This is a genomic window from Paenibacillus sp. MMO-177, assembly GCF_037147795.1.
Taxonomy (GTDB): domain Bacteria; phylum Bacillota; class Bacilli; order Paenibacillales; family Paenibacillaceae; genus Pristimantibacillus.
This window is the reverse complement of record NZ_JBBCUR010000005.1, coordinates 172,756-193,973: the sequence shown is the minus strand read 5'-3', so window position 1 is coordinate 193,973 and position 21,218 is coordinate 172,756. Positions and strand designations below refer to the sequence as shown.

The 21,218-nt window shown below is 47.7% G+C and carries 20 protein-coding genes and 2 pseudogenes; 15 read left to right on the top strand and 7 right to left on the bottom strand.

The genetic code is table 11. The features are described from left to right. Positions 1–5 precede the first annotated feature (5 nt). From WFK81_RS19065 to WFK81_RS19055, 3 genes are read left to right on the top strand one after another with little or no spacing between them, the layout of a single operon-like run. Positions 6–650 carry a TerC family protein gene (locus WFK81_RS19065; RefSeq protein ID WP_442956080.1) on the top strand — a complete coding sequence of 215 codons (645 nt, stop codon included), beginning with the start codon at positions 6–8 and terminating at the stop codon, positions 648–650. Between the two features lie 27 nt (positions 651–677). Then, complete coding sequence (locus WFK81_RS19060; RefSeq protein WP_336787975.1) at positions 678–923, top strand: HPr family phosphocarrier protein; 246 nt, start codon at positions 678–680, stop codon at positions 921–923. A 38-nt stretch (positions 924–961) separates the two neighbouring features. After that, positions 962–2,386, top strand: coding sequence for an NAD-dependent malic enzyme (locus WFK81_RS19055; RefSeq protein ID WP_336787974.1), 1,425 nt, complete (start codon positions 962–964; stop codon positions 2,384–2,386). A 252-nt stretch (positions 2,387–2,638) separates the two neighbouring features. On the opposite strand, the gene WFK81_RS19050 is transcribed toward WFK81_RS19055, so the two are convergent. Both WFK81_RS19050 and WFK81_RS19045 read right to left on the bottom strand, forming a co-directional pair. Then, entirely contained in the window at positions 2,639–2,842 is a 204-nt protein-coding gene (locus tag WFK81_RS19050; protein ID WP_336787973.1) for a hypothetical protein, read from the bottom strand. 40 nt (positions 2,843–2,882) lie between these two features. Continuing rightward, positions 2,883–3,401: pseudogene (locus WFK81_RS19045) on the bottom strand (nuclease-related domain-containing protein); the annotation flags it as partial. Positions 3,402–3,720: 319 nt separating this feature from the next. Here WFK81_RS19045 and WFK81_RS19040 point away from each other — a divergent pair. Next, a complete protein-coding gene (locus WFK81_RS19040) occupies positions 3,721–4,566 on the top strand; it encodes an SDR family NAD(P)-dependent oxidoreductase (RefSeq protein ID WP_336787972.1) in 846 nt (281 codons plus the stop codon). Between the two features lie 274 nt (positions 4,567–4,840). On the opposite strand, the gene WFK81_RS19035 is transcribed toward WFK81_RS19040, so the two are convergent. Genes WFK81_RS19035 through WFK81_RS19025 form a run of 3 tightly spaced genes read right to left on the bottom strand, consistent with a single transcriptional unit; the run spans position 4,841 to position 6,936 of the window. After that, entirely contained in the window at positions 4,841–5,248 is a 408-nt protein-coding gene (locus WFK81_RS19035; protein ID WP_336787971.1) for a cupin domain-containing protein, read from the bottom strand. A 14-nt stretch (positions 5,249–5,262) separates the two neighbouring features. Further along, the gene (locus tag WFK81_RS19030; RefSeq protein ID WP_336787970.1) at positions 5,263–6,129 is read right to left on the bottom strand and encodes an aldo/keto reductase; all 867 of its coding nucleotides are present in this window, start codon (positions 6,127–6,129) and stop codon (positions 5,263–5,265) included. Positions 6,130–6,180: 51 nt separating this feature from the next. Then, a complete protein-coding gene (locus WFK81_RS19025; protein ID WP_336787969.1) occupies positions 6,181–6,936 on the bottom strand; it encodes a carboxymuconolactone decarboxylase family protein in 756 nt (251 codons plus the stop codon). Between the two features lie 352 nt (positions 6,937–7,288). Here WFK81_RS19025 and WFK81_RS19020 point away from each other — a divergent pair, with 352 nt between their 5' ends. The 6 genes and pseudogenes from WFK81_RS19020 to WFK81_RS18995 all read left to right on the top strand — a co-directional run bounded on the left by WFK81_RS19020 (position 7,289) and on the right by WFK81_RS18995 (position 11,059). Further along, a complete protein-coding gene (locus WFK81_RS19020) occupies positions 7,289–8,137 on the top strand; it encodes a COG4705 family protein (protein ID WP_336787968.1) in 849 nt (282 codons plus the stop codon). A 92-nt stretch (positions 8,138–8,229) separates the two neighbouring features. Further along, positions 8,230–8,613, top strand: a complete 384-nt coding sequence (locus WFK81_RS19015) for a DUF1259 domain-containing protein (protein WP_336787967.1) — start codon at positions 8,230–8,232, stop codon at positions 8,611–8,613. Between the two features lie 286 nt (positions 8,614–8,899). Next, positions 8,900–9,796: a putative RNA methyltransferase gene (locus WFK81_RS19010; protein ID WP_336787966.1), complete on the top strand. Its 897-nt coding sequence runs from the start codon at positions 8,900–8,902 to the stop codon at positions 9,794–9,796. A gap of 95 nt (positions 9,797–9,891) precedes the next feature. Beyond that, positions 9,892–9,999: pseudogene (locus WFK81_RS19005) on the top strand (DinB family protein); the annotation flags it as partial. 199 nt (positions 10,000–10,198) lie between these two features. After that, positions 10,199–10,717, top strand: coding sequence for a DUF3995 domain-containing protein (locus WFK81_RS19000; RefSeq protein WP_336787965.1), 519 nt, complete (start codon positions 10,199–10,201; stop codon positions 10,715–10,717). A 27-nt stretch (positions 10,718–10,744) separates the two neighbouring features. Further along, complete coding sequence (locus tag WFK81_RS18995) at positions 10,745–11,059, top strand: hypothetical protein (RefSeq protein WP_336787964.1); 315 nt, start codon at positions 10,745–10,747, stop codon at positions 11,057–11,059. A 57-nt stretch (positions 11,060–11,116) separates the two neighbouring features. Here the strand turns inward: WFK81_RS18995 and WFK81_RS18990 are convergent, their stop codons facing one another. Next, the gene (locus WFK81_RS18990; protein WP_336787963.1) at positions 11,117–11,674 is read right to left on the bottom strand and encodes a DUF420 domain-containing protein; all 558 of its coding nucleotides are present in this window, start codon (positions 11,672–11,674) and stop codon (positions 11,117–11,119) included. 242 nt (positions 11,675–11,916) lie between these two features. Between WFK81_RS18990 and WFK81_RS18985 the strand changes: the two genes are divergently transcribed. Continuing rightward, positions 11,917–14,517, top strand: a complete 2,601-nt coding sequence (locus tag WFK81_RS18985) for a LuxR C-terminal-related transcriptional regulator (RefSeq protein WP_336787962.1) — start codon at positions 11,917–11,919, stop codon at positions 14,515–14,517. A gap of 66 nt (positions 14,518–14,583) precedes the next feature. Here the strand turns inward: WFK81_RS18985 and WFK81_RS18980 are convergent, their stop codons facing one another. After that, the gene (locus WFK81_RS18980; protein WP_336787961.1) at positions 14,584–14,793 is read right to left on the bottom strand and encodes an H-type small acid-soluble spore protein; all 210 of its coding nucleotides are present in this window, start codon (positions 14,791–14,793) and stop codon (positions 14,584–14,586) included. A 224-nt stretch (positions 14,794–15,017) separates the two neighbouring features. Here WFK81_RS18980 and WFK81_RS18975 point away from each other — a divergent pair, with 224 nt between their 5' ends. From WFK81_RS18975 to WFK81_RS18960, 4 genes are all read left to right on the top strand, one after another. Beyond that, positions 15,018–16,721: an amylo-alpha-1,6-glucosidase gene (locus tag WFK81_RS18975; protein WP_336787960.1), complete on the top strand. Its 1,704-nt coding sequence runs from the start codon at positions 15,018–15,020 to the stop codon at positions 16,719–16,721. A 141-nt stretch (positions 16,722–16,862) separates the two neighbouring features. Beyond that, positions 16,863–18,608 carry a sensor histidine kinase gene (locus WFK81_RS18970; protein ID WP_336787959.1) on the top strand — a complete coding sequence of 582 codons (1,746 nt, stop codon included), beginning with the start codon at positions 16,863–16,865 and terminating at the stop codon, positions 18,606–18,608. After that, positions 18,586–19,803 (top strand): response regulator transcription factor, encoded by a 1,218-nt coding sequence (locus WFK81_RS18965; protein ID WP_336787958.1) that lies wholly within the window; start codon positions 18,586–18,588, stop codon positions 19,801–19,803. Before WFK81_RS18970 ends, WFK81_RS18965 begins: the two co-directional genes overlap by 23 nt. Positions 19,804–19,921: 118 nt before the next feature. Next, positions 19,922–21,202, top strand: coding sequence for an ABC transporter substrate-binding protein (locus WFK81_RS18960; RefSeq protein WP_336787957.1), 1,281 nt, complete (start codon positions 19,922–19,924; stop codon positions 21,200–21,202). Positions 21,203–21,218 lie beyond the last annotated feature (16 nt).

Here is a 21,218-nt window from a genome sequence, read left to right as displayed (position 1 = left end):
AAATTATGCTGATCAATATCGTGCTCAGCGGCGATAATGCTGTCGTTATTGCCCTGGCTTGCCGCAATTTACCCGAGGAGCAGCAGAAGAAAGCGATCTTCCTCGGAAGCTTCGGCGCTATTGCGCTGCGAATCGTGCTAACGTTTGCCGCTGTTTGGCTGCTGCATATCCCTTTCGTCCAGCTAGCCGGCGGGCTGCTGCTCGTATGGATCGCTTTGAAGCTAATGAAGGGGGGCGACGAAGAGGGGGAGCTGGCATCCAGCAGTGAACTCGGCGCGGCTATTAAAACGATTCTAATCGCCGACCTGGTTATGAGTCTGGATAATGTGCTGGCCGTTGCCGGCGCGGCGGATGGCAACTATGCGCTCATTGGCCTGGCACTTGCGATAAGCATTCCACTCATTATTTGGGGAAGCACGCTAATCATGCGATTAATGAAGAAATTCCCGATCATTATCGTGCTGGGCGTCGCCTTGCTTGGATATACCGCTGGCGAAATGATCATTGGCGATGAGAGGGTCGCGTATACAGTGGATACATTGCCGCCAATCGTTCACAGCTTGCTCCCGGTGCTGCTTGCCGTTGCCATCGTCACAGCTGGCAAGCTGATGCAGCGCAAACAGCACGCGGTTATTAGGCAGGATGTATAGTCCTAGAAAACAAATGGAGGCGCTCTTATGGATGGCTTAGGGACTAGAACGATTGTCGAAATCAATCAAACGGCTAACACGTTTCAATCGAGCATTGTGATGAAGGTAGACAACCGGTTGATCGATGTGAAGAGCATTCTTGGACTGAGCCTGTCCCTGCTGCACGATTCGCAATACGAGCTGGAAATTCACGGTCCGGACGAGCTGGAAGCGAGGGCGGTTATGGCCCGGTTGTTTGAAAAGCACGGCCTGCCGGTTACATTGACCCGTTAGCGGATACCAAAGTTGAACTGGAAAGGAAGCTGAGAGAAATGGCTATGCCGAAAACAGGGAGCAGCAACATCGTCATCCGGCTGGAGATGGACAAGGAGGCGGCAACTTTTGGCTTGATTGCTACGGCAATTGGCAAAGCGGGCGGCGATATTGTCGCCATCGACGTAAGCGGCAACGGCAGAACGTCGACCGTTCGGGATTTGACGATTAATATTGTGGATGCGGCGAGCAAGGATGTCATCGTTCGTATGCTTGACCATTTGCCAGGAGTAACGGTACTGCAAGTGTCCGATCAGACCTTCCTGATGCATTTGGGCGGTAAGATCGAGGTGACGCCCAAAATGACCATCAAAACAAGGGACGATCTTTCCCGTGTCTATACCCCCGGTGTCGCCAACATCTGCATGGCTATTCACGACAATCCGAACAGTGCCCACAAGCTGACCATTAAACGCAATACGGTTGCGGTCGTATCGGACGGAAGCGCGGTTCTGGGCCTTGGCAACATCGGACCGCTAGCTGCGATGCCGGTCATGGAAGGCAAGGCGATGCTGTTTAAGCAGCTGGCTGGCGTTGACGCTTTCCCAATCTGTCTGGATACGCAGGATACGGAAGAAATCATCGCTACGATCAAACGGATCGCTCCGGCCTTTGGGGGCATCAATTTGGAGGATATCTCGTCCCCGCGCTGCTTCGAGATCGAAGAGCGGCTGATTGAGGAGCTGGATATTCCGGTTTTTCACGACGATCAGCACGGAACTGCCGTTGTTCTGCTGGCTGGATTGTATAATGCCGTGAAGCTAGTCGGCAAGCAGCTCACGGATTGCAAGATCGTACTGTGCGGTATCGGCGCGGCAGGCATTGCATGCACGAAAATATTGCAGGCAGCGGGAGTGACACGAATTGTAGGCGTTGACCGGGAAGGCGCGCTTGTTCGCGGTAACAGCTATCCGCATGAAGCATGGCGCTGGTATGCGGAGCATACGAATCCGGAGATGGAGAGCGGAGCGTTGTCCGATGTTATCGAAGGCGCGGATATTTTCATCGGTGTTTCGGGCCCGGGCGTACTAAAGCGCACGGATATTGAACGGATGGCTGCCGATCCGATTGTGTTCGCGATGGCGAATCCGACCCCGGAGATTTTGCCGGAGGAAGCCGAGGGCCTTGTCCGCGTTATGGCAACCGGGCGCTCGGATTATCCGAACCAGATTAACAACGTGCTGTGCTTCCCGGGTCTATTCCGGGGCGTGCTGGATTGCCGGGCTTCCCACGTTACGGAAGCGATGAAGCTGGCGGCGGCCCAGGCAATCGCAGACGTCGTGAGCGAAGAAGAATTAGGCGAGCATTACATCATCCCGGGCGTATTTAATCCGCATGTTGCGGAACGGGTGAAGGAGGCAGTCATTCAAGCGGCTTATGCCTCCGGCGTAGCGCGCAGGAGAGTGCGAAGCGCAACAAGCTAACCTGCAGACGCGGGATGCAAACAACTGTAACTCGATAGGGAAGGGCCCAATAAACAGGGCTCTTCCCTATTTTTCGTGCATCTACTTTTTACTCTATGTCAGAATGGTAGGATGTACGTTTAATTACAGTATATGGTATAACATATCTCGGGCTGAAATTGGCCGATGACAAGAACTTCAATTAAATACTTAGAGCTCACAAATTGCTTTTTCTCGTCAGCTTCGACTGCTATAAACAAGCTCAATTTCAGGTCATGGAATCCATCCAGTTCCGTCTGACTTCAATGCTTCACGCAAAAGAAGTACAACAGCCACAACAATCACAACAGCTGAGAAATTAAGGATAACCAAGGCATCAGTTCTCGCCCAATCACCATTGTAATACTTAGAACCAGCTTTAGCCGCTATTCCTGCAAAGATCGTGATTACAACCAAACATACGATCACAGTCAGCATTGTCCAAACCCCTTTCTATAGTTCCCCAATAGCTCAACAATCATTTTTTTATTTTAGCTACATGCTCTGATCTAAGTGCTGTATCAGTAATATTGGAGCTCTGAATTATATCGTAAATATTTTGTACTTCCGCTACAGTCCGCATCGCTTTATTTGAAGTAGCCCTTATCCTATTCATCTTACGATTATTGAACTCTGAAAGTTCAGTATCATAGACAATTAACTCATGGGAGTCAATCTTCCTCAGTTCTGAATCAACACTAAAGCGACATCGCATAGTAAATGAGATCACTGAGAAATACAATAAGTCAGGGATTTCGGATAGTACTCGCTCAAGTGCTTTAATATGTCCAAAGTTTTGTTTTAAAGGGTTGAACATGTTGAATCTATTATCTACTCTCCAATACCGATCAGATCGGCCTCCTTTTATTTCTCCGTTGTAGTTTTTAGTTTCAATAACGAATAATCCGTACGGCGATACGACAATATGATCAATTTGGGAATAACCAGTACGCGATTTGGGGTTTATTATCATAATATCACTTAGGTATTTTGTATCCTTTGGGAGTTTTAAGCCTAATTACTTCATCGGTACATTAATATTCTATTGTTAGTTAATATTCCCATTTTTTTGCGGACATAAGAAAAAGCAACCTATTATCGCCTGCTGCCGCTATGTCATTATTCAACAATATTATGCTGCTCGCGCATCATTTTGAAAGCTGAAGCAGTAAGCCTGTGAATGACTATACCTGCTCTAGATATGCCTATAAAGCATATTCTGATATAAGATATAGGTATTTGTTATGTAGAATAAGTCCGTTAAAATAAATACATACATGCAATTTGATTATAAGAAAAGAAAGGGATTGATCGCTATGGATCAGAAAAAGGTGTGGTTTATAACTGGTGCCGGTCGAGGTATGGGCGCTAGTATCGCAAGAGCTGCTTTAAGCGCCGGGCACAGAGTAGTGGCTACCGGCCGGAATCCGGAGGCTATAGCCAAAGTAATTGGTGAAGACGAGAATGGGTTCGTCGTTCCATTGGACGTTACCCGGACGGAGGATGCAGAATCTGCAATTAAGAGCGCGGTCGAACGGTTCGGAACCATCGATGTACTGGTCAATAATGCCGCATACTTCTACGGAGGCTTCTTCGAGGAATTGACACCAGAGCAGATTGAACGTCAGTTGCAAGTAGCATTGATCGGCCCTATGAACGTTACCCGCTCGGTCTTGCCTTTTATGCGCAAGCAGCGCTCCGATCACATTATCTCGATCTCCTCGGGTGCAGGCATTTCCGGATTCGAATTTAATTCTGCTTATTCTGCCTCGAAATTCGCGCTTGAGGGGTGGATGGAGTCTTTGGCTCCCGAGGTAGCACACTTTGGCATTCACACGACTATTGTGAATCCGGGCTTTTTCCGGACGGAACTTCTTACGGAGACATCGTCGACTTACGCTAAGCTGTCCTTGGAGGACTATGCGGAACGCAGAGCAAGCTATATGGCATTTTTTAAGAAACAGAATGGACAACAAGCCGGTGATCCGAATAAGCTTGCCCATGCGCTTCTCCAAATGGCTAACGAATCACAGCCGCCTCGGCGCTTTATTGCAGGCGCGGATGCGATAGGCATTGCGGAGCAGAAAATTGCAGACCTCCAGACGCAGATCGATGCTTACCGCGAGATCTCGTCATCCATGGCTTATGCAGATGCAAGATAAGTGAGTAGCGCTTGATACAGGCGCAAACCGGGGAATCGGATATGATTACGAAACGGGCAGCCGAGCTCATCCTACGGTTAGCAACGATGGGGGCGGGAGGACCTCGAAGCGGCTTCTTCAGGGATGGCCTCATTTCATTTTTTAGTTTAAGTAAGTATGCATTGTATAAGTAAAAAATATCCAATAAACGGTACCCGCATAGTATTCGAATATTATCCGACCGGGAACACAAGTAACGGCAGCCCCACGGCTGCCGTTACTTGTGTTTTAATATTTAGAGTTTGTTATATTCCTCATCGGATACGGGCTCCAGCCATTCCGGCGTACCCGCAGTGATTGCAATATGTTCAAACCAGCTGTCTTTAGTTGCACCATGCCAGTGCTTTACACCGTCATGGGTAACAATAACATCGCCGGGTTTCAGGAATTGGGCTGCTTTTCCGTCTTCTTGGTACCAGCCTTCACCGCCTGTAACTAATAAAAGCTGAAACCCATTTCGATGGATATGCCAGTTATTTCTGCAACCCGGTTCAAAGGTCACATTCCCAACTCCAACATTAACGTTAGGATCGGCAACCAGCGTTTTTAGATAACTCTGTCCCACAAAATAGTTAGCAAACGCTTCATTCTTCTCTCCGACGGGGAAAATCACGCCATTTTTTACTTCTTCATGTTTTGCCATTTTGGTTCCTCCCATTATTTGTTCATTTTTCCGCCAAAGACCGGGAAGAAGCTATGCTCGCCATAGTGTTGAATAGCGTCAACATTCTTCAAAGTCTCCATATCTGCATCGCTGATCACAAAATCAAGCTTTGAATTGATTAGCATGTGGTCCGGATTTGCCGTTTTCGGAATGACCACAAGACCAAGCTGGATGTCATACCGTAAGCTAAGCTGAGCGACAGATACACCATACTTATCCGCTATTGCTTTAACTTCGGCATGATCAAGGATTGCACCGTGCGCAATGGGTGAATAGGCCTCTACCAGGATGTCATTCTTCTGGCAGAATTCAATTAACTCGAGCGGAGTGTTGCTCACATGTGCCAATATCTGATTTACCATTGGCTTGATCTCGCAGCTAGCAAGAATATTCTCGGCATCGTCCTGAAGGAAGTTGGACAGACCGATTGCTTTTACTTTGCCTGTCTTATAAGCATCCTCCAAGGCTTTCCATACTTCTTTGTTTTCCTCAAAGTAACGGTTCGCTTCACGGAACTCATTCCAAGGCTGCGGGCTATGGATAATGAGAAGGTCAATGTAATCGAGCCCTAATTTCGCTAAAGACTCATCAATGGATATCTTGACCGCATTATAGTTCTTCGCTTCCGCTGCAACCTTTGTTGTAATAAAAAGTTCCGCTCTTGCGACACCGCACGAGCGGATTCCCTTTCCTACGCCAAATTCATTCCCATAAGCCTGAGCAGTATCAATGTGGCGATATCCAATAGCTACCGCATCACGCACGGCTTGCTCTGCCTGTTCGTTGTCAATCAGCCAGGTACCAAGCCCCAGTTTTGGAATTGCTGAGCCATTAGATAATTTGTAAGTTTCGTTAAACATGTTTTTGTCTCCTTTGCATCATGCTTTGATTTATTCGGCATAAAAGCATCCTTAATTTTCAGGAACAATTTCATTAATGCATGCCAATGCGTTAAGGGTCCTTGGGAAACCCATATAGGGCAGACAGTGTGTAACGGCGGCGATTAAGGTTTCCTTATCGTTGCCTACATTTACATTCCCTCGTACATGCGCCTTCACTTGACTTTCCGCTCCGCCAAGCGCGCTTAGAATACAGAACGTCAGCAATTCCCGCGTTTTTAAATCGAGTCCGCCGCGCGTATAGAAGTCGCCAAAACAGAATGAGGACAGATAATCCTGAATATGTTGCTGTCCCGCCGGCGCGCTTTCGCGCATTTTGGCGATGACATCGCCAAATAGCTCGGTTTGCGCGGCAAGGCCCTTGTCAAATCGCGTTTCTTCCGTAACCCGCGACTGGCCTTCGAGCGGCAGCGCAATGTCTCGGGCATGAAAAACCTCGTTGATTTCGGCAACGGCATTCAAAGTTTTGGGAAAACCCAGGTATGGCGCGCATTGATAAACGGCTTCTTTGATTTCCACTGGCGTAAGACCTACGTTAAGAGCGGCGTGAACATGCGCTTTAAGCTGCGGCAAGGTTTGGTTCGTTGCAAGTACAACCAATGTAATAAGCTCACGTGTTTTATGGTCAAGATGACCTTGGTGAAAAACTTCTCCGAAAATAAAGCGGCTTAAAATGTCCTGAAAATCCGGATCCGTTGAGTAAGCAGCCGGTACGGTTTCGCCAAACAGCTGCATGTACGTTTCTTTGCTCTTTTCCACTCGGTTCATGCATAGGCCTCCTTATTTATCGTGCTACCTTGTTTGTCATTGTATCAATGGCTCTAGAATAAATAATCGATATTAGTCGTTTAATCGACATATGTACATAATAGTTGAAATTCCGTTTCGTTCAATCGTTAATATCGGTTGATTCGTCGATTACTCGACATACCGATTAAAAGTGTCAATTATTCAGGAAACGTAGAACAGATTTTTTTAAGAGTTAGTTAATAGCATGTTTATTTTTTAATGCTACATTCATTCTTGATTACATAACTCATCTTAAAAAGGAGAGAGAGGCTAGATTGCATTTGCCAACGCCTTAAGTATTCTTTCAAACGGAAAGGGGAAATCCATCTCGATGGAAAAGACTAAAAAAATAGTAAGCTCGTCGATTAACAAGCTCCCTCAATTAGCCATTCTGTTCTGGATCATGAAAATTGCTGCAACAACGTTGGGGGAGACCGGAAGCGATTTGATTACTGTACCAGGATCCGAAGATAATTATTTGACGCCTTTTTTATTCTTTATAGGCATTTTTGTTGTATTCTTGACCATCCAATTGTTTGTTAAGAAATATGTACCCCCTGTTTACTGGATTGTGATTTTGTCAACAAGTCTTGCGGGTACGGCCTTTTCCGACTATATGGACCGCTCATTGGGATTAGGATACATGAAAGGCGCCGGTCTCTTAGTAAGTTTATTGGTTGTGATTTTTATCGTTTGGTATTTTATAGAGCCGAACCTGAATGTTAAAAAAATTGCGACCAAAAAAGTTGAAGTTCTATATTGGATTGCCATTCTCGTTTCTAACACATTAGGGACAGCCGCGGGAGATTTTCTGTCCCATAAGCAGGAAGGGATTGGCAAGCTGGCTGGAGGCGGAAGCTTTATGGAAGAAGGCTTAGGGCTCACGATTGCTCAAGGCGCAATGCTAACCGGCGGACTCATTGTATTAATCCTATTAGCCTATCGGTTTACAAAGATGAATCGAGTCGTTCTATTCTGGTTGGCCTTCATATTAACTCGTCCTTTCGGGGCAACATTCGGAGATTTCCTAATTAAGCCACATGACAAAGGCGGACTTGGTCTGCAGCATGGCACACAGATTGCCTCCGGAATTTTATTGGCCATTCTCATCATTTGTATTCTTATTGAGTATGCTAAGCCAAAGAAATCGAGTAACCGATCTGACGTAGTAGCGGCTTGACGCCGTAGTTGGCGTTTTTTTTCGAATCGTCCAATCTCTCTGAATTCTATTGAATAATAATAGTTTATTCGATAGGAAAGGAGGGGGCATAAATGGCCGTTACTGAATCGCTTTGTCTTCGTCTGGCCCGGATTCTTGGAGGAAAGGGACAGCACGAGAAAGATGAGTGCACGATCATGGTAAAACGTAGTCTCAATGCAAAGATCTTAGGCAAAAAATATGATACGGAGCATGAGATTACGATCCAGTCTTTAAAGAATGGCAAATCCCTTAACACTGCCGAAATTACTTTGTTGCAGCGGGAAGTCCAGCATTTCGTTCGGAATGCAGTTAGACTGGGGCTAAAAGTAACAGCGGTACACAATCATTGGCTGTTCGATAAACCTCGACTGATGTACGTGCATGTGGAATCGGTTGAGAACCCGATTGTATTCGCCAAGAAATTAGCGTCTATTCTTAAAAGTCTAAAACCTTAAAGGGCTCATTTAATTCATTTTGATCCTATTGCCCGGAAAATAATCGATTCAAATGCCGGCTGTTCGGAGTTTTGGACAGCTGGCGTTTTTTTTTTTGCGAAACATGTTAAACTAAAAAGGCTTTAGTGCCATTCATGAAGGAGAGTTAGACGATGATCATCCAATTCATTCGCTTTAGGTAATGTAAGGTGCAGATCACATAGCCCGGCATTTTTAACAAAATGGCTAGGGTTTATTTGACTGTGCCTTTTTTCATTCACCTATTACGAATGAGAGGGTGCTTTTTGTGTTCCAAAAAAGTAAAAGATTAATTAGTGCTGAGATAATGGAGAAGCATCAAGAGATATTTAGATGCCCTTTATGCAAAACACCGATGCAAGTCATCCATTTACAGAGTGTAGTTTGCGGCAATCAGCACTGTTTTGATATAGCCAAGCATGGATATATAAACCTATTGTCCCGAGGTATTGGTACGAAATATGATAAAAAAATCTTCGAGTACAGAAGATTAATCAGCAAAGGCGGTTTATTTAATCCCTTATATGTGGCACTAAGCCAGATTATAACGGCACACTCAAGCAATGAACCTATAAGCATACTAGACGCTGGTTGTGGAGAAGGGTCTCATTTAAATAACATACAAATCGAAATAAACCGGAAAGAACCAAAGGCTCTCCTGGCTGTAGGAATCGATATTTCTAAAGAGGGAATAAGTTTTGCTGCCGCAGCGTATTCAAATGTTATCTGGTGTGTGGCGGACATTGCGAACTGCCCGTTTACAAGCCAACCGTTCAAATTCATTTTGAATATTCTATCACCAGCCAATTATTCAGAGTTCGAGAGATTAATAAGCGATGACGGATTGGTCATTAAAGTCGTCCCTGGCCAGGACTATTTAAAGGAATTAAGAGAAATTTTTTATAAGGGATCGGATAAACAGACGTATTCAAATTCACTTACGATTAGCCACTTCAACAATCAATTTAATCTATTGGATGTTAAGAGTATCCGTTATCAAGTGAACTTGAGTAAGCCATTAATCGGGCCATTGCTCGGCATGACTCCATTATCATGGGGGACTTCCAAGGAACGCATTGAAAAAGTTCTTCAGTTAAATCTGAAACAGGTCACAATGGACTTTAAAATTCTGATCGGATCGGTAAAAAATAAACCGCATGATTAAATCAAACATCTAGGCTGCCGATAAGTTCGGCGGCCAGCGTATTACCATCTTGCCTTGTTGAATGAAGGAAGCTTGACCGCTTATGAATCCCCTTATTAGGCGACATGCTTATGGGAATTGCCTACCATGAAGCAGTCCATTCAGGTCAACTATTAGATTATTTAAGATTAGCCGGATTAAAGCGGCCAAAGGTGTGGGATTGAATTCGGGTTGTTCTGATTTTCAGAACAACCTTTTTATTTTGAGTGGACACTGTACCGAAGGTGGAAGTTCAACTAGATGTGGTAAAATAAGGATGAAAAGAGGGGCGCAAGATCAATTTCAAGGGAGGTTTTTTCGATAGGTAAGTATTCGCAAACTCAACAATCGAAAACAAAATCACTTGTATGGTCGGGTTACGCCGTGTTTATTTGGTCAATCGCCTATATGATTCCACATCTGTATTGGGCTTTAGGCGGCAAGAAAGTGGGGGCAATACTAAAACCTGATATCGCACAATCGCTCCATTTTGAATTCATTAATGGCATTGCCTCCATATTTCTAACCGTTGCAGGGCTCATTGGCCTTGCATTTATTTATGGGAATAAGGGCAGAGTTTTTAATTTTATGTTGCTATTGATAACATGGGCAGGATGTTCGTTATCCGCTTCTCACGGTATTTTTGGAATTGTCTATCGGATACTTCAAATCACCGGAGTAGTTGGTTTGGAATCGGCACCATTTCGCATCCATGAAGATGCCTATGTTTTATGGGATCTCATACTCTTTGAACCATGGTTTTTAATAGAAGGAATTTTATTCGGCATTGTAGGGTGGCATTTCTTGCAAAACGCCCGCAGTAGAAAATTGTGGCTGGCCGCTTGCGTAATCGGCGTTATTTTCGGTTTAGTCACGGGGAGTATGGGTGTGCGATTTGCTTGAGCAATTGAGCACAAATAGGGGGAAATGATGAATAAAACATTTTTGATCGTATTAGCCTTTTTCAATATTTCAGGCTGTTCCATTCATTCGAAATCCAATGCTAATGAACGTTACGTATATACGGTGACGATAGAAGAAAAAACATACGGTCTTACTGGTGAGGAAGTGCCCAAGGAACAAATCGGCGAACAAATTGGTCAAGTACCCGTAGCTTGCCGTGTACCAGAATGTGCACCACCTCCAGGGAGTATCTTTTATAAAATAAAGGGACATCAATACCAGAAATATATTGCGGTTTTGAGCAATGATGGGGAAAAGTATTACCGGTGGACAAAAATTTAAGTTACAAGCGAGAAAGGCAACCCCTTGCGGAGTTGCCTTTCTTTTTCTCGATTCCTCTTAATAATACGGTTCCATCATCAGGAACACGACAACCCCGGTTAAGCTGACATACAGCCAGATCGGCATCGTCCAGCGGGCGATTCTACGATGTTTATGCAATTGGTTAGTCCATCCCCATACGAGAGTGAACAAGGCGAGCGGTACGATGATGGCCGCCAGAATGCTGTGAGAGATCAGAATGAAGAAATAAATCGGCCGGATAATGCCTTCTCCGCCGAACTTTGCCGTCTCCGTAGACATGTAATGGAAGGTTAAATAGGAGACGAGGAATAACAACGTAGAAGAGAAGGCGGCGAGAATGAAGCCTTTGTGAAGCTTAACGTTCTTGCGCAGGATCGCGATTAACGCGGCTAGCAGGAAGATAAAGGTGAAGCTGTTTAACAACCCATTGATTCTCGGGAAGATGGTAAGGTCGAAATCGATCTGTCCCTTGTAGCCAATGGGGGTGAAGAACAAGAGTAAAATAACGATATTTGCGACCAAAGAAATGGTGACAATGGCAGCCGTGTAATTTTTGTTAGTAGCTTGCCGCGATGCCTGGTGTTTTTCGTTCATGTGAACCGAAGCTCTCCTTTCCTACCACATGGTAATGGCTTCATTATAGACGGTTTTCTTGCGCCGCAATCAGACTCTGATGGCAAAATGGCGAATTCTTATTGACGATTTATAGTCTTCTATTCATCTACCGGGATTACGTACTGGTCTTTCTATTATTTTTAAGTAGTGCGGTGCCAAAAAGTGTATAATTCTTGTTAGTTTATGTCGAATGATTGCGCTATTGGGGAGGGAAAAAAGGAATGAAATCTAATGCGCTACCCGGGGCCGAACGGGGACCGATTGCCTTATCCAAGCTGTTTGTTCCGAATGCTGCACTAAATTATGTTGACCGGCCAAGGCTGTCGGATATTCTGGACCGGTCGAGCAGCTTCCGGCTGACGCTAGTCGCGGCACCAGCCGGCTTTGGCAAAACAACGCTGGTCAGCAACTGGATCGGCCGCCGCGCGGTTCGAGCAGCCTGGCTGTCGCTCGAACCGGCGGACAACACGTTCGTACGGTTTTGGAGCTGTGCGGCAGCGGCGATTGACCGGGCGAGTCCGGGCTTTTACGAAGCGGCGATGCCGATCTTCCTGTCATTCGGCGAGACGTCCGCGGAGTCGGCGATGTCCTTTTTCCTGAATGAGTTAATTGGCAGGATCGCCGAAGAGACGACACTTGTCGTGGACGATTATCATTTTATCGACAATTCGGCCATTCATGACGGTCTCGCTTTTTTGCTGGACCATTTGCCCGCATCTTTTCATCTTGTTATGGTTAGCCGCACGGTTCCGCCACTTCCGCTGTCGCGGATGCGCGCGCGAAGACAAGTGCTGGAGCTGGATGGACGCGACTTGAGGTTCACGGCGGATGAAGCGATGGAGCTTCAAAATAAGACGTCGGAGTCAAGACTGACGCCCGATGAAATCACGGAGCTCGACGCCAAAACCGAAGGTTGGGCGGTTGGACTCATTCTGGCCTTTCATTCGCTGGCGGCAACCGGCGGCAACGAAAGTTTTCTTCGTTCCTTCGACGGTCACAACCGATACGTATTTGATTATTTGATTGACGAGGTCATTCATCGCCAGCCGCAGAATGTGCAGAACTTTTTGCTGCGGACAAGCATTCTGGAGCGTTTTTCCGTATCGCTTTGCGACGCGGTGACCGGTTCGACGCATTCTGCCTCCGCGATTTCCTATTTAGAAAAAGCAAATCTGTTCGTCAGTCCGCTTGATGATACGCGTACCTGGTATAAATATCATCATCTATTTGCGGAGGCGCTCCGGAACCGCCTGAACGAGACTTACGACCTAGCAACAAGAAGAGAGCTTCACCAGGGTGCTCATCGATGGTTCGGAGAACGGGGCTTGTACCGGGAAGCAATCAAGCATGCGTTAGCCGCAGAAGATTTTGATTCCGCCGGCTTGTATATGGAACGGCATTTGCCAGAAATGATCGGTAGCGGAGAAGAGTCTGATTTGCTTCGTTGGCTCAGTGAAATGCCGCTTAGAAGCATCGTTCGTTTTACGAATCTGTTCTTTTTCCAGGAAAGCGTACAAGCGGCGAAAGGGCGAGCGGCTGAAGCCCGCCGGTACTTGGACCAAGTTGAAGCATTGCTGAATACGGAGCCCGAACTGCTTGAAAGCGAACGGATAAAGGAAATGCAATTGCATATTCGGATGTACAGCAACTCCCTATCTTATTATGAAGGAGATATCGACGGGTTCATCGGACAGCTGAAGAGCAATCTGGATTTATTGGTGCGGCATGGATCGATTGCGAATGTCGTGAACATGGGAGAGGCTCTGCTGTACCGCGGCCCAGTCGGCTTTGGCGGCAGACTGCGTAAAATCGCTTATTTGTCTTCAAACGTATCAGCCGATGAGAAGCTGTCGCTCGTGCTGCACCGGAGCCTGGAAGGCTTGGGCGTAATTTTGCTTGCGGATCTGTTATACGAACTGAATCGAATCACTGAGTCGAGGCTGGCACTCGAAAAGGCGTTGTACGGCGGGGCATTTCCGCGCAATCCCGCGGCTTTGGCGCCCGGGTATATTTTGATGTCCAAAATTTTACAGGCGGAAGGACGAATGGATGAGGCAAGGGAAATCATCCTGCGCGCGGCAGAAGAGATGATGGATTGCCGTTCTCCCCGCTGGCAGATGATCGTTGAAGCAAGACTTGCGAGACTGCAGCTCGCCACAGGGGAAACGGAGGCAGCTGCCGCATGGATTAATGCCCGACATATTCGGGTCATGGAGCGGGCGGATGTCAGCCGTGAATATGAGAACTTCACTTTGGCGCGCGTCTTGATGTCGCAAGGGGAGCTGCGAAAGGCTTTGGGCTGGCTGTCGCGAATTAGCATGGAAGCGAAACAGGCGGACCGGATTGCAAGCCGTATTGAAGCGCTGCTGCTTCAGTCTATTTGCTACAAGGAGCTTGCGGATTATGCCGGCGCGGTCGCGGCATTGGCACAAGCATGCGAATTAGCGCGCCCGGAAGGATATATTCGCATTTTTATGGACGAGGGACAGACGTTAACCCCCATATTCGAACGGTGGTTAAGCGAAGCTTCGCTGGATGAAGAAATGGCTGCTTATGCGAATCTGTTGCGAGCTAGAGTTTCGGAGGGCGGTTTATCTGCTTCGTATGCACGGATGAAACATAGCCTCACCATCAAATTGACTGAGCGGGAACGTGAAGTATTGCGGAAAATCGGCGAGGGTCTTTCGAATGAAGAAATCGGCAAACAGCTGTTTCTATCCACGGGGACGGTTAAGAAGTACGCCTATAATATTTACGAGAAGCTGCAGGTGAAAAATCGGGTGCAGGCCATCTCGAGGGCAATGGAAATGGGATTGTTGTAGCAAAGGCCAATTTAAGGGATAAGGTTCCTGTCATTAGCGGATGACAGGAACCTTATCCCTTTCTTATTACACAAATGATACATCGGATTCGTCGTTGAATTCTTCCTCCAGCACCTCAACCGGTACCGTCTGCTCCTCTTCCGGCGTGGCCGTAGGATGAATTCTTGCGGTGCCTGCTCCTACATTAACATGCTCGATAAAAACCGGGACGCCGAAGTACGATACGATGATCATATCCGAAGACTCGGCGATTTCCTTCGCTCTGGATGCTTCCACAGTCCATCACCTCTTGCAAAGTATTTGCAGAGTCCGGGTTGTTTATCCGCAAGCCCGCATCGAACAAAATCCCTAAATTCCCCGAACAAATTCCCACCTCCTCGTCGAACAAAGCATTCACGCGAAACAATTACCCTCCCCTCTAAAAACAACTGTCGGTTACCTCTGAACCTTCCTTTCGATAAAATGAAAGCGTATACGACGAAGTCGAGAGGAAGAATACTATGAACTTTGACTTAAATATTGTGCCGTTCAGTCGGAGAGACTCGTTCCTGGCAGTCTCGATTCTGCCCGGAGCCCAAGATAGAGAACAAGGCCTGTACCTGCGCACCGTTCGCGGCGGCGATGATAAGTTCGGCGAGGCTTTTCATGTCGCGATGCTGGATGAAGGCGGCCGTACAGTACCGTTCCGCTCAGTTGCCTCACCCGAACGGGTGAGACTAACATCGGAATGCGGATTATCGGCCGAGATTTGTATTTCCGACAGCCGTACGTTCCGGGTCCGGACAAGCGGCTGCGGAATCCGCTTAACCTTCCGTACATCCGCCTATGATTACGCGTTTCAAGAATCGCCTGGCAGGTGGGAGGTCAACAGCTTCACCCATGAATGCAGGTTCAGGCTTACGGCGCTAGTTGGAGAACTGCGGATGGAAGTGCCTTGGGATAAAATCAAAAGCTCTTACGTGATCGCCGATTTCCTGCCTGACCCGATAACGGGCCATTCCGAATTCGCTATCGAAGAATTTCGGACGGTACTGGAGCCGCGGGTTGTTTGGGAGCCGTTCGACGATATCGTAAATGGAGTGAAGGAAGAGTTTAACCAGTGGCTGAATAACAGCTTATCGATGCTGGAGCGATGGGAAGAAAGCCGTGCCCTTGCTTCCTATATTACTTGGTCCTGCCTAGTTCCGGCGGAAGGATGCCTGACGCGTCCCGCCATGTATATGTCGAAGAACTGGATGACGAATATTTGGAGCTGGGATCATTGCTTTAATGCCATGGCACTGGTACGCCATGATCCGAAGCTGGCATGGGATCAATTCATGATTTTCTTTGACCGTCAGGATGAGAGCGGGCTCATCCCGGATTTCATCAATGATAAGTATGCGCTATGGAATTGCAACAAACCGCCTATTCACGGATGGACGCTTGCTTGGATGATGGCGCGTACGGATTTTATCGGGGAAGAGCAATTGAACGAGGTATACGGACCTTTATCCAAATGGACAAATTGGTGGTTCCGGTACCGCGATAACGATGGCGACGGCATTCCGCAATACAATCACGGCAATGATTCAGGATGGGATAACAGTACGGCGTTTAACAACGGCATTCCCGTTGAGAGCCCGGATTTGGCCGCTTTTCTTATTCTCCAATCGGAAGTGCTGGCCGATATTGCGGAGCGGCTTGGAAAAGCCGAAGAGGCGGTCGGATGGCGGAAGCTTGCGGAGGACACACTAGAGAAGATGATTGCCCATTTCTGGGACAACGGCCGATTTATCTCCTGCCGTTCCGGTACTCACGAGAGATCGGAAGGAGACAGTCTGCTCCTGTTCGTACCGATTCTATTGGGCAGCCGTCTGCCTGAACAGATCCGGGCTGCGCTGCTGCAGGGACTGAGGGAAGAAGGAAGATTTTTGACGGCTAACGGCTGGGCGACGGAAAGTCTGAATAGTCCCTTCTATCATTCCGATGGCTATTGGCGGGGGCCAATCTGGGCGCCATCGACCATGCTATTGGTTGAAGGAGCTGCGGCGGCAGGAGACCGCGAGCTTGCGCAAACCGTCTCGCAGCGGTTCTGCGCCATGCTTGACCGGAGCGGGATGGCAGAGAATTTCGACGCCGTTACGGGGGAAGGCTTGCGCGATCGAGCATTCACCTGGACATCCAGCGTATTTCTGATATTGGGAAATGAATATACAACTTAATGGCTTGGCCGCACTTCTTCACCGTCTTAATTGGACTTGTGAGGAAGTGCTTTTGACGTTTGGGGACATATGACATTGTCTGTAAGAATGGTCCATGCTACAATTCAAATGATTTTTGCAAGAAGCACGGAGGGCATCCTTATGAATGATTTACTGAAACGGCTTCGCATTCGCCTTCAGCCAAGCTCTTACCGAAGCATTCGTACCAAGTTTCTCTTTAGCTTTCTTATTGTTACGATTATTCCGCTGCTTTCGCTTGGCGCCATGTCTTACTACCAATCCGCGAAGGTCATTAATTCCCAATTCGGCAAATATGGCGAGAACGCCGTAGCGCAGCTGGAGCAGCAGACGAGTTCCTATTTGAACCGGATGAATCAGACGACGGAGACGATTTATACGTATTTGCTTGATCCCGCGTGGGCTGATTTAGGGGATCAACCGCCTTCAACCTATAGCGATATTATGGATAAAAATGATTTGGAAGCGCTTTTGAAAGCGCTTAAAACCGACCGGACAACCGGAATCTACATTATTACTCGTACCGGCTATTATTATGGGGAAAATAATCTTGACGTATCCAAGCTGCAAGCGATTCCCGCTTGGCACACGATGCCGGATTCCCAATCGGGCAAATATTGGCTGGGGTTCTACCCTCAGAATCACGGAATGAACGAGACGGCTGGTGCGGGGCTGCCTGTTCTGGGATTGGCCGTGTCGATTAATAACCCGTACGGAGCTCTTAAAGGCAGCAAAATTCTCATCGAAGAGAATGCCGAAGAGCTGCTTCATATGTTCAAGCTGTTCGAGAACGATACGAAGGCTCATCTTCGCATCAAGGATTCTGGCGGAAGGGTCATATACGAAACTTCAGGCGCTTTTGCTCCGCAATCGAGCGATATTGTCTGGAACAAGACCATTGGCGTAAACGGGTGGAACATGGAATCGAGGCTGCCGGCCGCGTCGTTCTATCGTTCCTCGGGCATTATCAGGTCCAATACGATAATCGTGGCAACGGCTTCCTGTCTTTTGGCATTTGGACTAGCTTATTTGTTCTCATCCCGTTTTACCGTGCGGATCCGCCGGCTCAAAGACGCGATGCAGAAGGTCAGCTTTGGCAAACTGCATACGAGAACGCAGGTTGAAGCAAAGGACGAGCTGGGGGTTCTCGATATCAGCTTTAATAATATGGTAAGCGGCATACAGACGTTAGTCGGCGAGATTGAACAAAGCGAAAGACTGAAGAAGGAAGCGGAACTCAAAGCGTTTCATTATCAGATCAATCCCCATCTGCTGTTCAACACGCTGAACTCGATTCAATGGAAAGCAAGACTCCAGGGAGCGGAGGACATCCGCCAGATGCTGTACCATCTGACCAAGGTGCTTGAAGGCAATCTGGATATTTCTCAGGAGCTGATCCCGCTGGGGAGTGAGCTGAGAATCATTGAGCATTATCTCAAGGTCCAGGAAATACGTTATGGCCCCGTGTTTACGTATAAATTGGAATGCGACGAGCAGCTTAAGCGCTATTTGATTCCCCGGATGACGCTGCAGCCGTTATTTGAAAATATTTTTTTCCACGGATTCGAGGACGGTCAAGGCGAGATTGGGTTATCCATCCGTGAAGTTGGCAATCACTTGCGGCTTATCCTTTCCGATAATGGAGCGGGAATTCCCGCAGCGAAGCTGGAACGCCTGCTCTTGCCGAATGCGGAGAAGCGTAAGGGCAGGGGAGGGCTCGGCGTGCAAAATGCAAACCAGAAATTCAAGCTGCATTTTGGACCGCAGTTTGGGTTAAACGTACAATCGATTTATGGGGAAGGGACAACCATCATCATGGAATGGCCCAAGAAGGAGGAGAATCCGCATGGAAACGGAAACAGCCATTAAAGTATTGATTGCAGACGACGAGAGTATTGTCCGCAAAGGACTTCGTTCGACCGTACCTTGGGAGAAATACGGAATGGAAGTGGTCTCCGATGCCCCCAACGGACGTAAAGCCTGGGAAGCCTTTCTGGAACATCGGCCTCAGGTTGTCATCACGGATATCGTCATGCCCGAGATGGATGGCATTGAATTATCGCGGAAGGTGAAAGAAGCGGCTCCCGATACTAAAATCATTTTGCTTAGCTGCCATCGGGACTTCGAATACGCGCAGCAGGGCATGAAGCTTGGCGCATCCGGTTATTTGCTTAAAACGGCTTTCGAGGATGAAGAGCTGGAGGAAATGCTGGTGAAGTTCCAAAGAGAGTTTGCGGCAGCTTCAGAATCGGCGGCTGTAAAAGACAAGGATAGCGATCAAGGAGAGCTTCTTGGCACTCTTCTATATGCTTGGCTCAATGGACATCATGATAAGTTTATTGGCGAAATGGAGAAGCGTTCCCGCGAGGAATGGTCCTTTAACGGGGAGCCTGTCTATATCTATTTGATTAAAACCTTGGGCTGCGATTGCTCATGGGCGGAGGTGCTGAGGCAAGGCACCTACGAAGACCAGCAGCTTTGCACTGGCATGCTTATTCCTTATGGGGAAGAACGCTGTTACTGTATGCTGCCGAAATCTAAGGTAAATGCTATGGAAAGCATGCTGGTGGAGCAAAAAAGCGAGCTTGCGAGGCTGCAGTGGGCCAGAAGAGGGCCGCTCTCGGATACCGAAGAAAGACTTGAAGCCTTGCTTTCGCTCCATAAAGAAGCCGAGTTGGAGAAGGCTTACAACGTGTCCAAGGCGGATTGGCCGGAAGCCATTTGGCGTGCCGTCAAGCTGCTTCATGACAATCCGTCCGCCGAATGGTCCGTCAGCGACGTGGCAAGGCAAGTAGGTCTGAGCCGGAGCCATTTCTCGATTCTGTTCAAGAAAGCGGTCGGGGACAGCTTTGTTGCTTTTCAATATAAGCGGAAGCTTAAGCTGGCTACGCGATTATTAAGAGATACCAATCTTACGATGCAGGAAATTGCCGAGCGCACGGGGCTTGGCGACAGCAAATATTTCAGCAAATGGTTCAAGCGATGCACGGGGGAAACGCCAAGCCGCTACCGTTCCGAACAAAAAGACAACAGGCATCTAACAGAAGATCACCTCCCTTCATAATCGAACAAAAACACGCCAACAATCGAATACTTATCGGTTTTGAACCGCTTTCATTTTCGTTATGATGAAAGCGGTTCAATTATTATATATCTCATTTATCAAAAGGGAGCTGCCAGAAATGAACAAGAAACTTACCTTTATTCTTCTGACAACAGTAGTGGCGATGACTGCGCTAACGGCATGCGGCGGCAATAATGTAAACTCGGGGAGCAACTCGGGGCAGTCCGCGGGCGGCAACGGTTCCGCGAATGTGAAGAAGCTTCGCTTCGCGACATGGGATACAGGGGACGCGCTTAAAATCGAGCAGGATATCGCTAAGAAATTTGAAGCCGATCATCCCGGAACGCAGGTGCAGGTAGAAGCATACGCGGATGGTTTTGACCAGAAGCTCGCAGCGGGCTTTGGCGCTACCAATCCTCCGGATGTGATGTACATGTGGGACTTTCCAACGTATCACCGGTCGCTTGAGCCTCTTAATAGCTACGCGGACGGCGACAAGGATCTGAATAAGGATGATTTCTACAGCGGTTTGTTCAACTATGCGACTATAGATAACAATCTCTATGGCATTCCGGCAGGTTTTACGACTCGAGTGGTCTACTACAACAAAAAGATGTTTGACGATGCGGGCATCCCGTATCCGAAGGATGGCTGGACATGGGATGATTTCCAGTCCGCTGCCCAGAAGCTGACGGATAAATCGAAGAAGCAATACGGCTTTGGCGTACGCGCCGAGAACGATACGTATGATCTGCAAGGCTTTGTATGGAGCAACGGCGGCTCTTATATTTCGGAGGACGGCAAAACAATCGACGGTTATATGAACAGCAAGGAAACGGCCGGTGCCATTCAAATGTTTGGCGACATGCTGAAGAACGGATCGGCTGTGCTGACGGGCGGTAAAGGGCAGCAAAGCGGAGAGGATATTTTCAAAGGCGGAAAAATCGCCATGTGGGAAAGCGGCATCTGGCCACTGGAATCCTTCAAGCAGGCAGGCATTGACGTAGGCACAGTTGAGATGCCGGCCTTCCCTGGCAAGCCGGTAAAAGGCGTCGTCGCCGAATCTGCCCTATCCATTGCCAAGGACTCCAAGCAGAAGGAGCTGGCTTGGGAATTTATCAAATATTACGTATCGAGCGAAGCCATCAAGATGCGCGTAGCCGACCTGCCGGTACGGGTAAGCGTAGTAAGCGAGCTGAAGAAGGACCAGGATCCTCTGTACAAGCCTTACTATACGATGCTCGAGCGCTCTGATAATACCCCTGCATTCCTTCTTAACGACAAGTGGAATGAAGTGAACCGCCAGCTGTCCGCTGCGGTTGAAGCGGTCGTGCACGGCAGCAATGCGCAGGATGCGCTTAATCAAGCCGTGAAGGACAGCGAGCGGTATTTGAAATAACATTACAGCTTTGGAA

What these genes read in the sequence shown, in the direction of transcription:
- WFK81_RS18985 (WP_336787962.1), top strand. Translation starts at nt 11,917, where the DNA reads ATGAAATCTAATGCGCTACCCGGGGCCGAACGGGGACCGATTGCCTTA.
- WFK81_RS18960 (WP_336787957.1), top strand. Translation starts at nt 19,922, where the DNA reads ATGAACAAGAAACTTACCTTTATTCTTCTGACAACAGTAGTGGCGATG.
- WFK81_RS19030 (WP_336787970.1), bottom strand. Translation starts at nt 6,129, where the DNA reads ATGTTTAACGAAACTTACAAATTATCTAATGGCTCAGCAATTCCAAAA.
- WFK81_RS19065 (WP_442956080.1), top strand. Translation starts at nt 6, where the DNA reads ATGCTGATCAATATCGTGCTCAGCGGCGATAATGCTGTCGTTATTGCC.
- WFK81_RS18970 (WP_336787959.1), top strand. Translation starts at nt 16,863, where the DNA reads ATGAATGATTTACTGAAACGGCTTCGCATTCGCCTTCAGCCAAGCTCT.
- WFK81_RS18995 (WP_336787964.1), top strand. Translation starts at nt 10,745, where the DNA reads ATGAATAAAACATTTTTGATCGTATTAGCCTTTTTCAATATTTCAGGC.
- WFK81_RS19050 (WP_336787973.1), bottom strand. Translation starts at nt 2,842, where the DNA reads ATGCTGACTGTGATCGTATGTTTGGTTGTAATCACGATCTTTGCAGGA.
- WFK81_RS19040 (WP_336787972.1), top strand. Translation starts at nt 3,721, where the DNA reads ATGGATCAGAAAAAGGTGTGGTTTATAACTGGTGCCGGTCGAGGTATG.
- WFK81_RS19035 (WP_336787971.1), bottom strand. Translation starts at nt 5,248, where the DNA reads ATGGCAAAACATGAAGAAGTAAAAAATGGCGTGATTTTCCCCGTCGGA.
- WFK81_RS19025 (WP_336787969.1), bottom strand. Translation starts at nt 6,936, where the DNA reads ATGAACCGAGTGGAAAAGAGCAAAGAAACGTACATGCAGCTGTTTGGC.
- WFK81_RS19060 (WP_336787975.1), top strand. Translation starts at nt 678, where the DNA reads ATGGATGGCTTAGGGACTAGAACGATTGTCGAAATCAATCAAACGGCT.
- WFK81_RS19055 (WP_336787974.1), top strand. Translation starts at nt 962, where the DNA reads ATGGCTATGCCGAAAACAGGGAGCAGCAACATCGTCATCCGGCTGGAG.
- WFK81_RS18990 (WP_336787963.1), bottom strand. Translation starts at nt 11,674, where the DNA reads ATGAACGAAAAACACCAGGCATCGCGGCAAGCTACTAACAAAAATTAC.
- WFK81_RS19015 (WP_336787967.1), top strand. Translation starts at nt 8,230, where the DNA reads ATGGCCGTTACTGAATCGCTTTGTCTTCGTCTGGCCCGGATTCTTGGA.
- WFK81_RS18965 (WP_336787958.1), top strand. Translation starts at nt 18,586, where the DNA reads ATGGAAACGGAAACAGCCATTAAAGTATTGATTGCAGACGACGAGAGT.
- WFK81_RS18975 (WP_336787960.1), top strand. Translation starts at nt 15,018, where the DNA reads ATGAACTTTGACTTAAATATTGTGCCGTTCAGTCGGAGAGACTCGTTC.
- WFK81_RS19020 (WP_336787968.1), top strand. Translation starts at nt 7,289, where the DNA reads ATGGAAAAGACTAAAAAAATAGTAAGCTCGTCGATTAACAAGCTCCCT.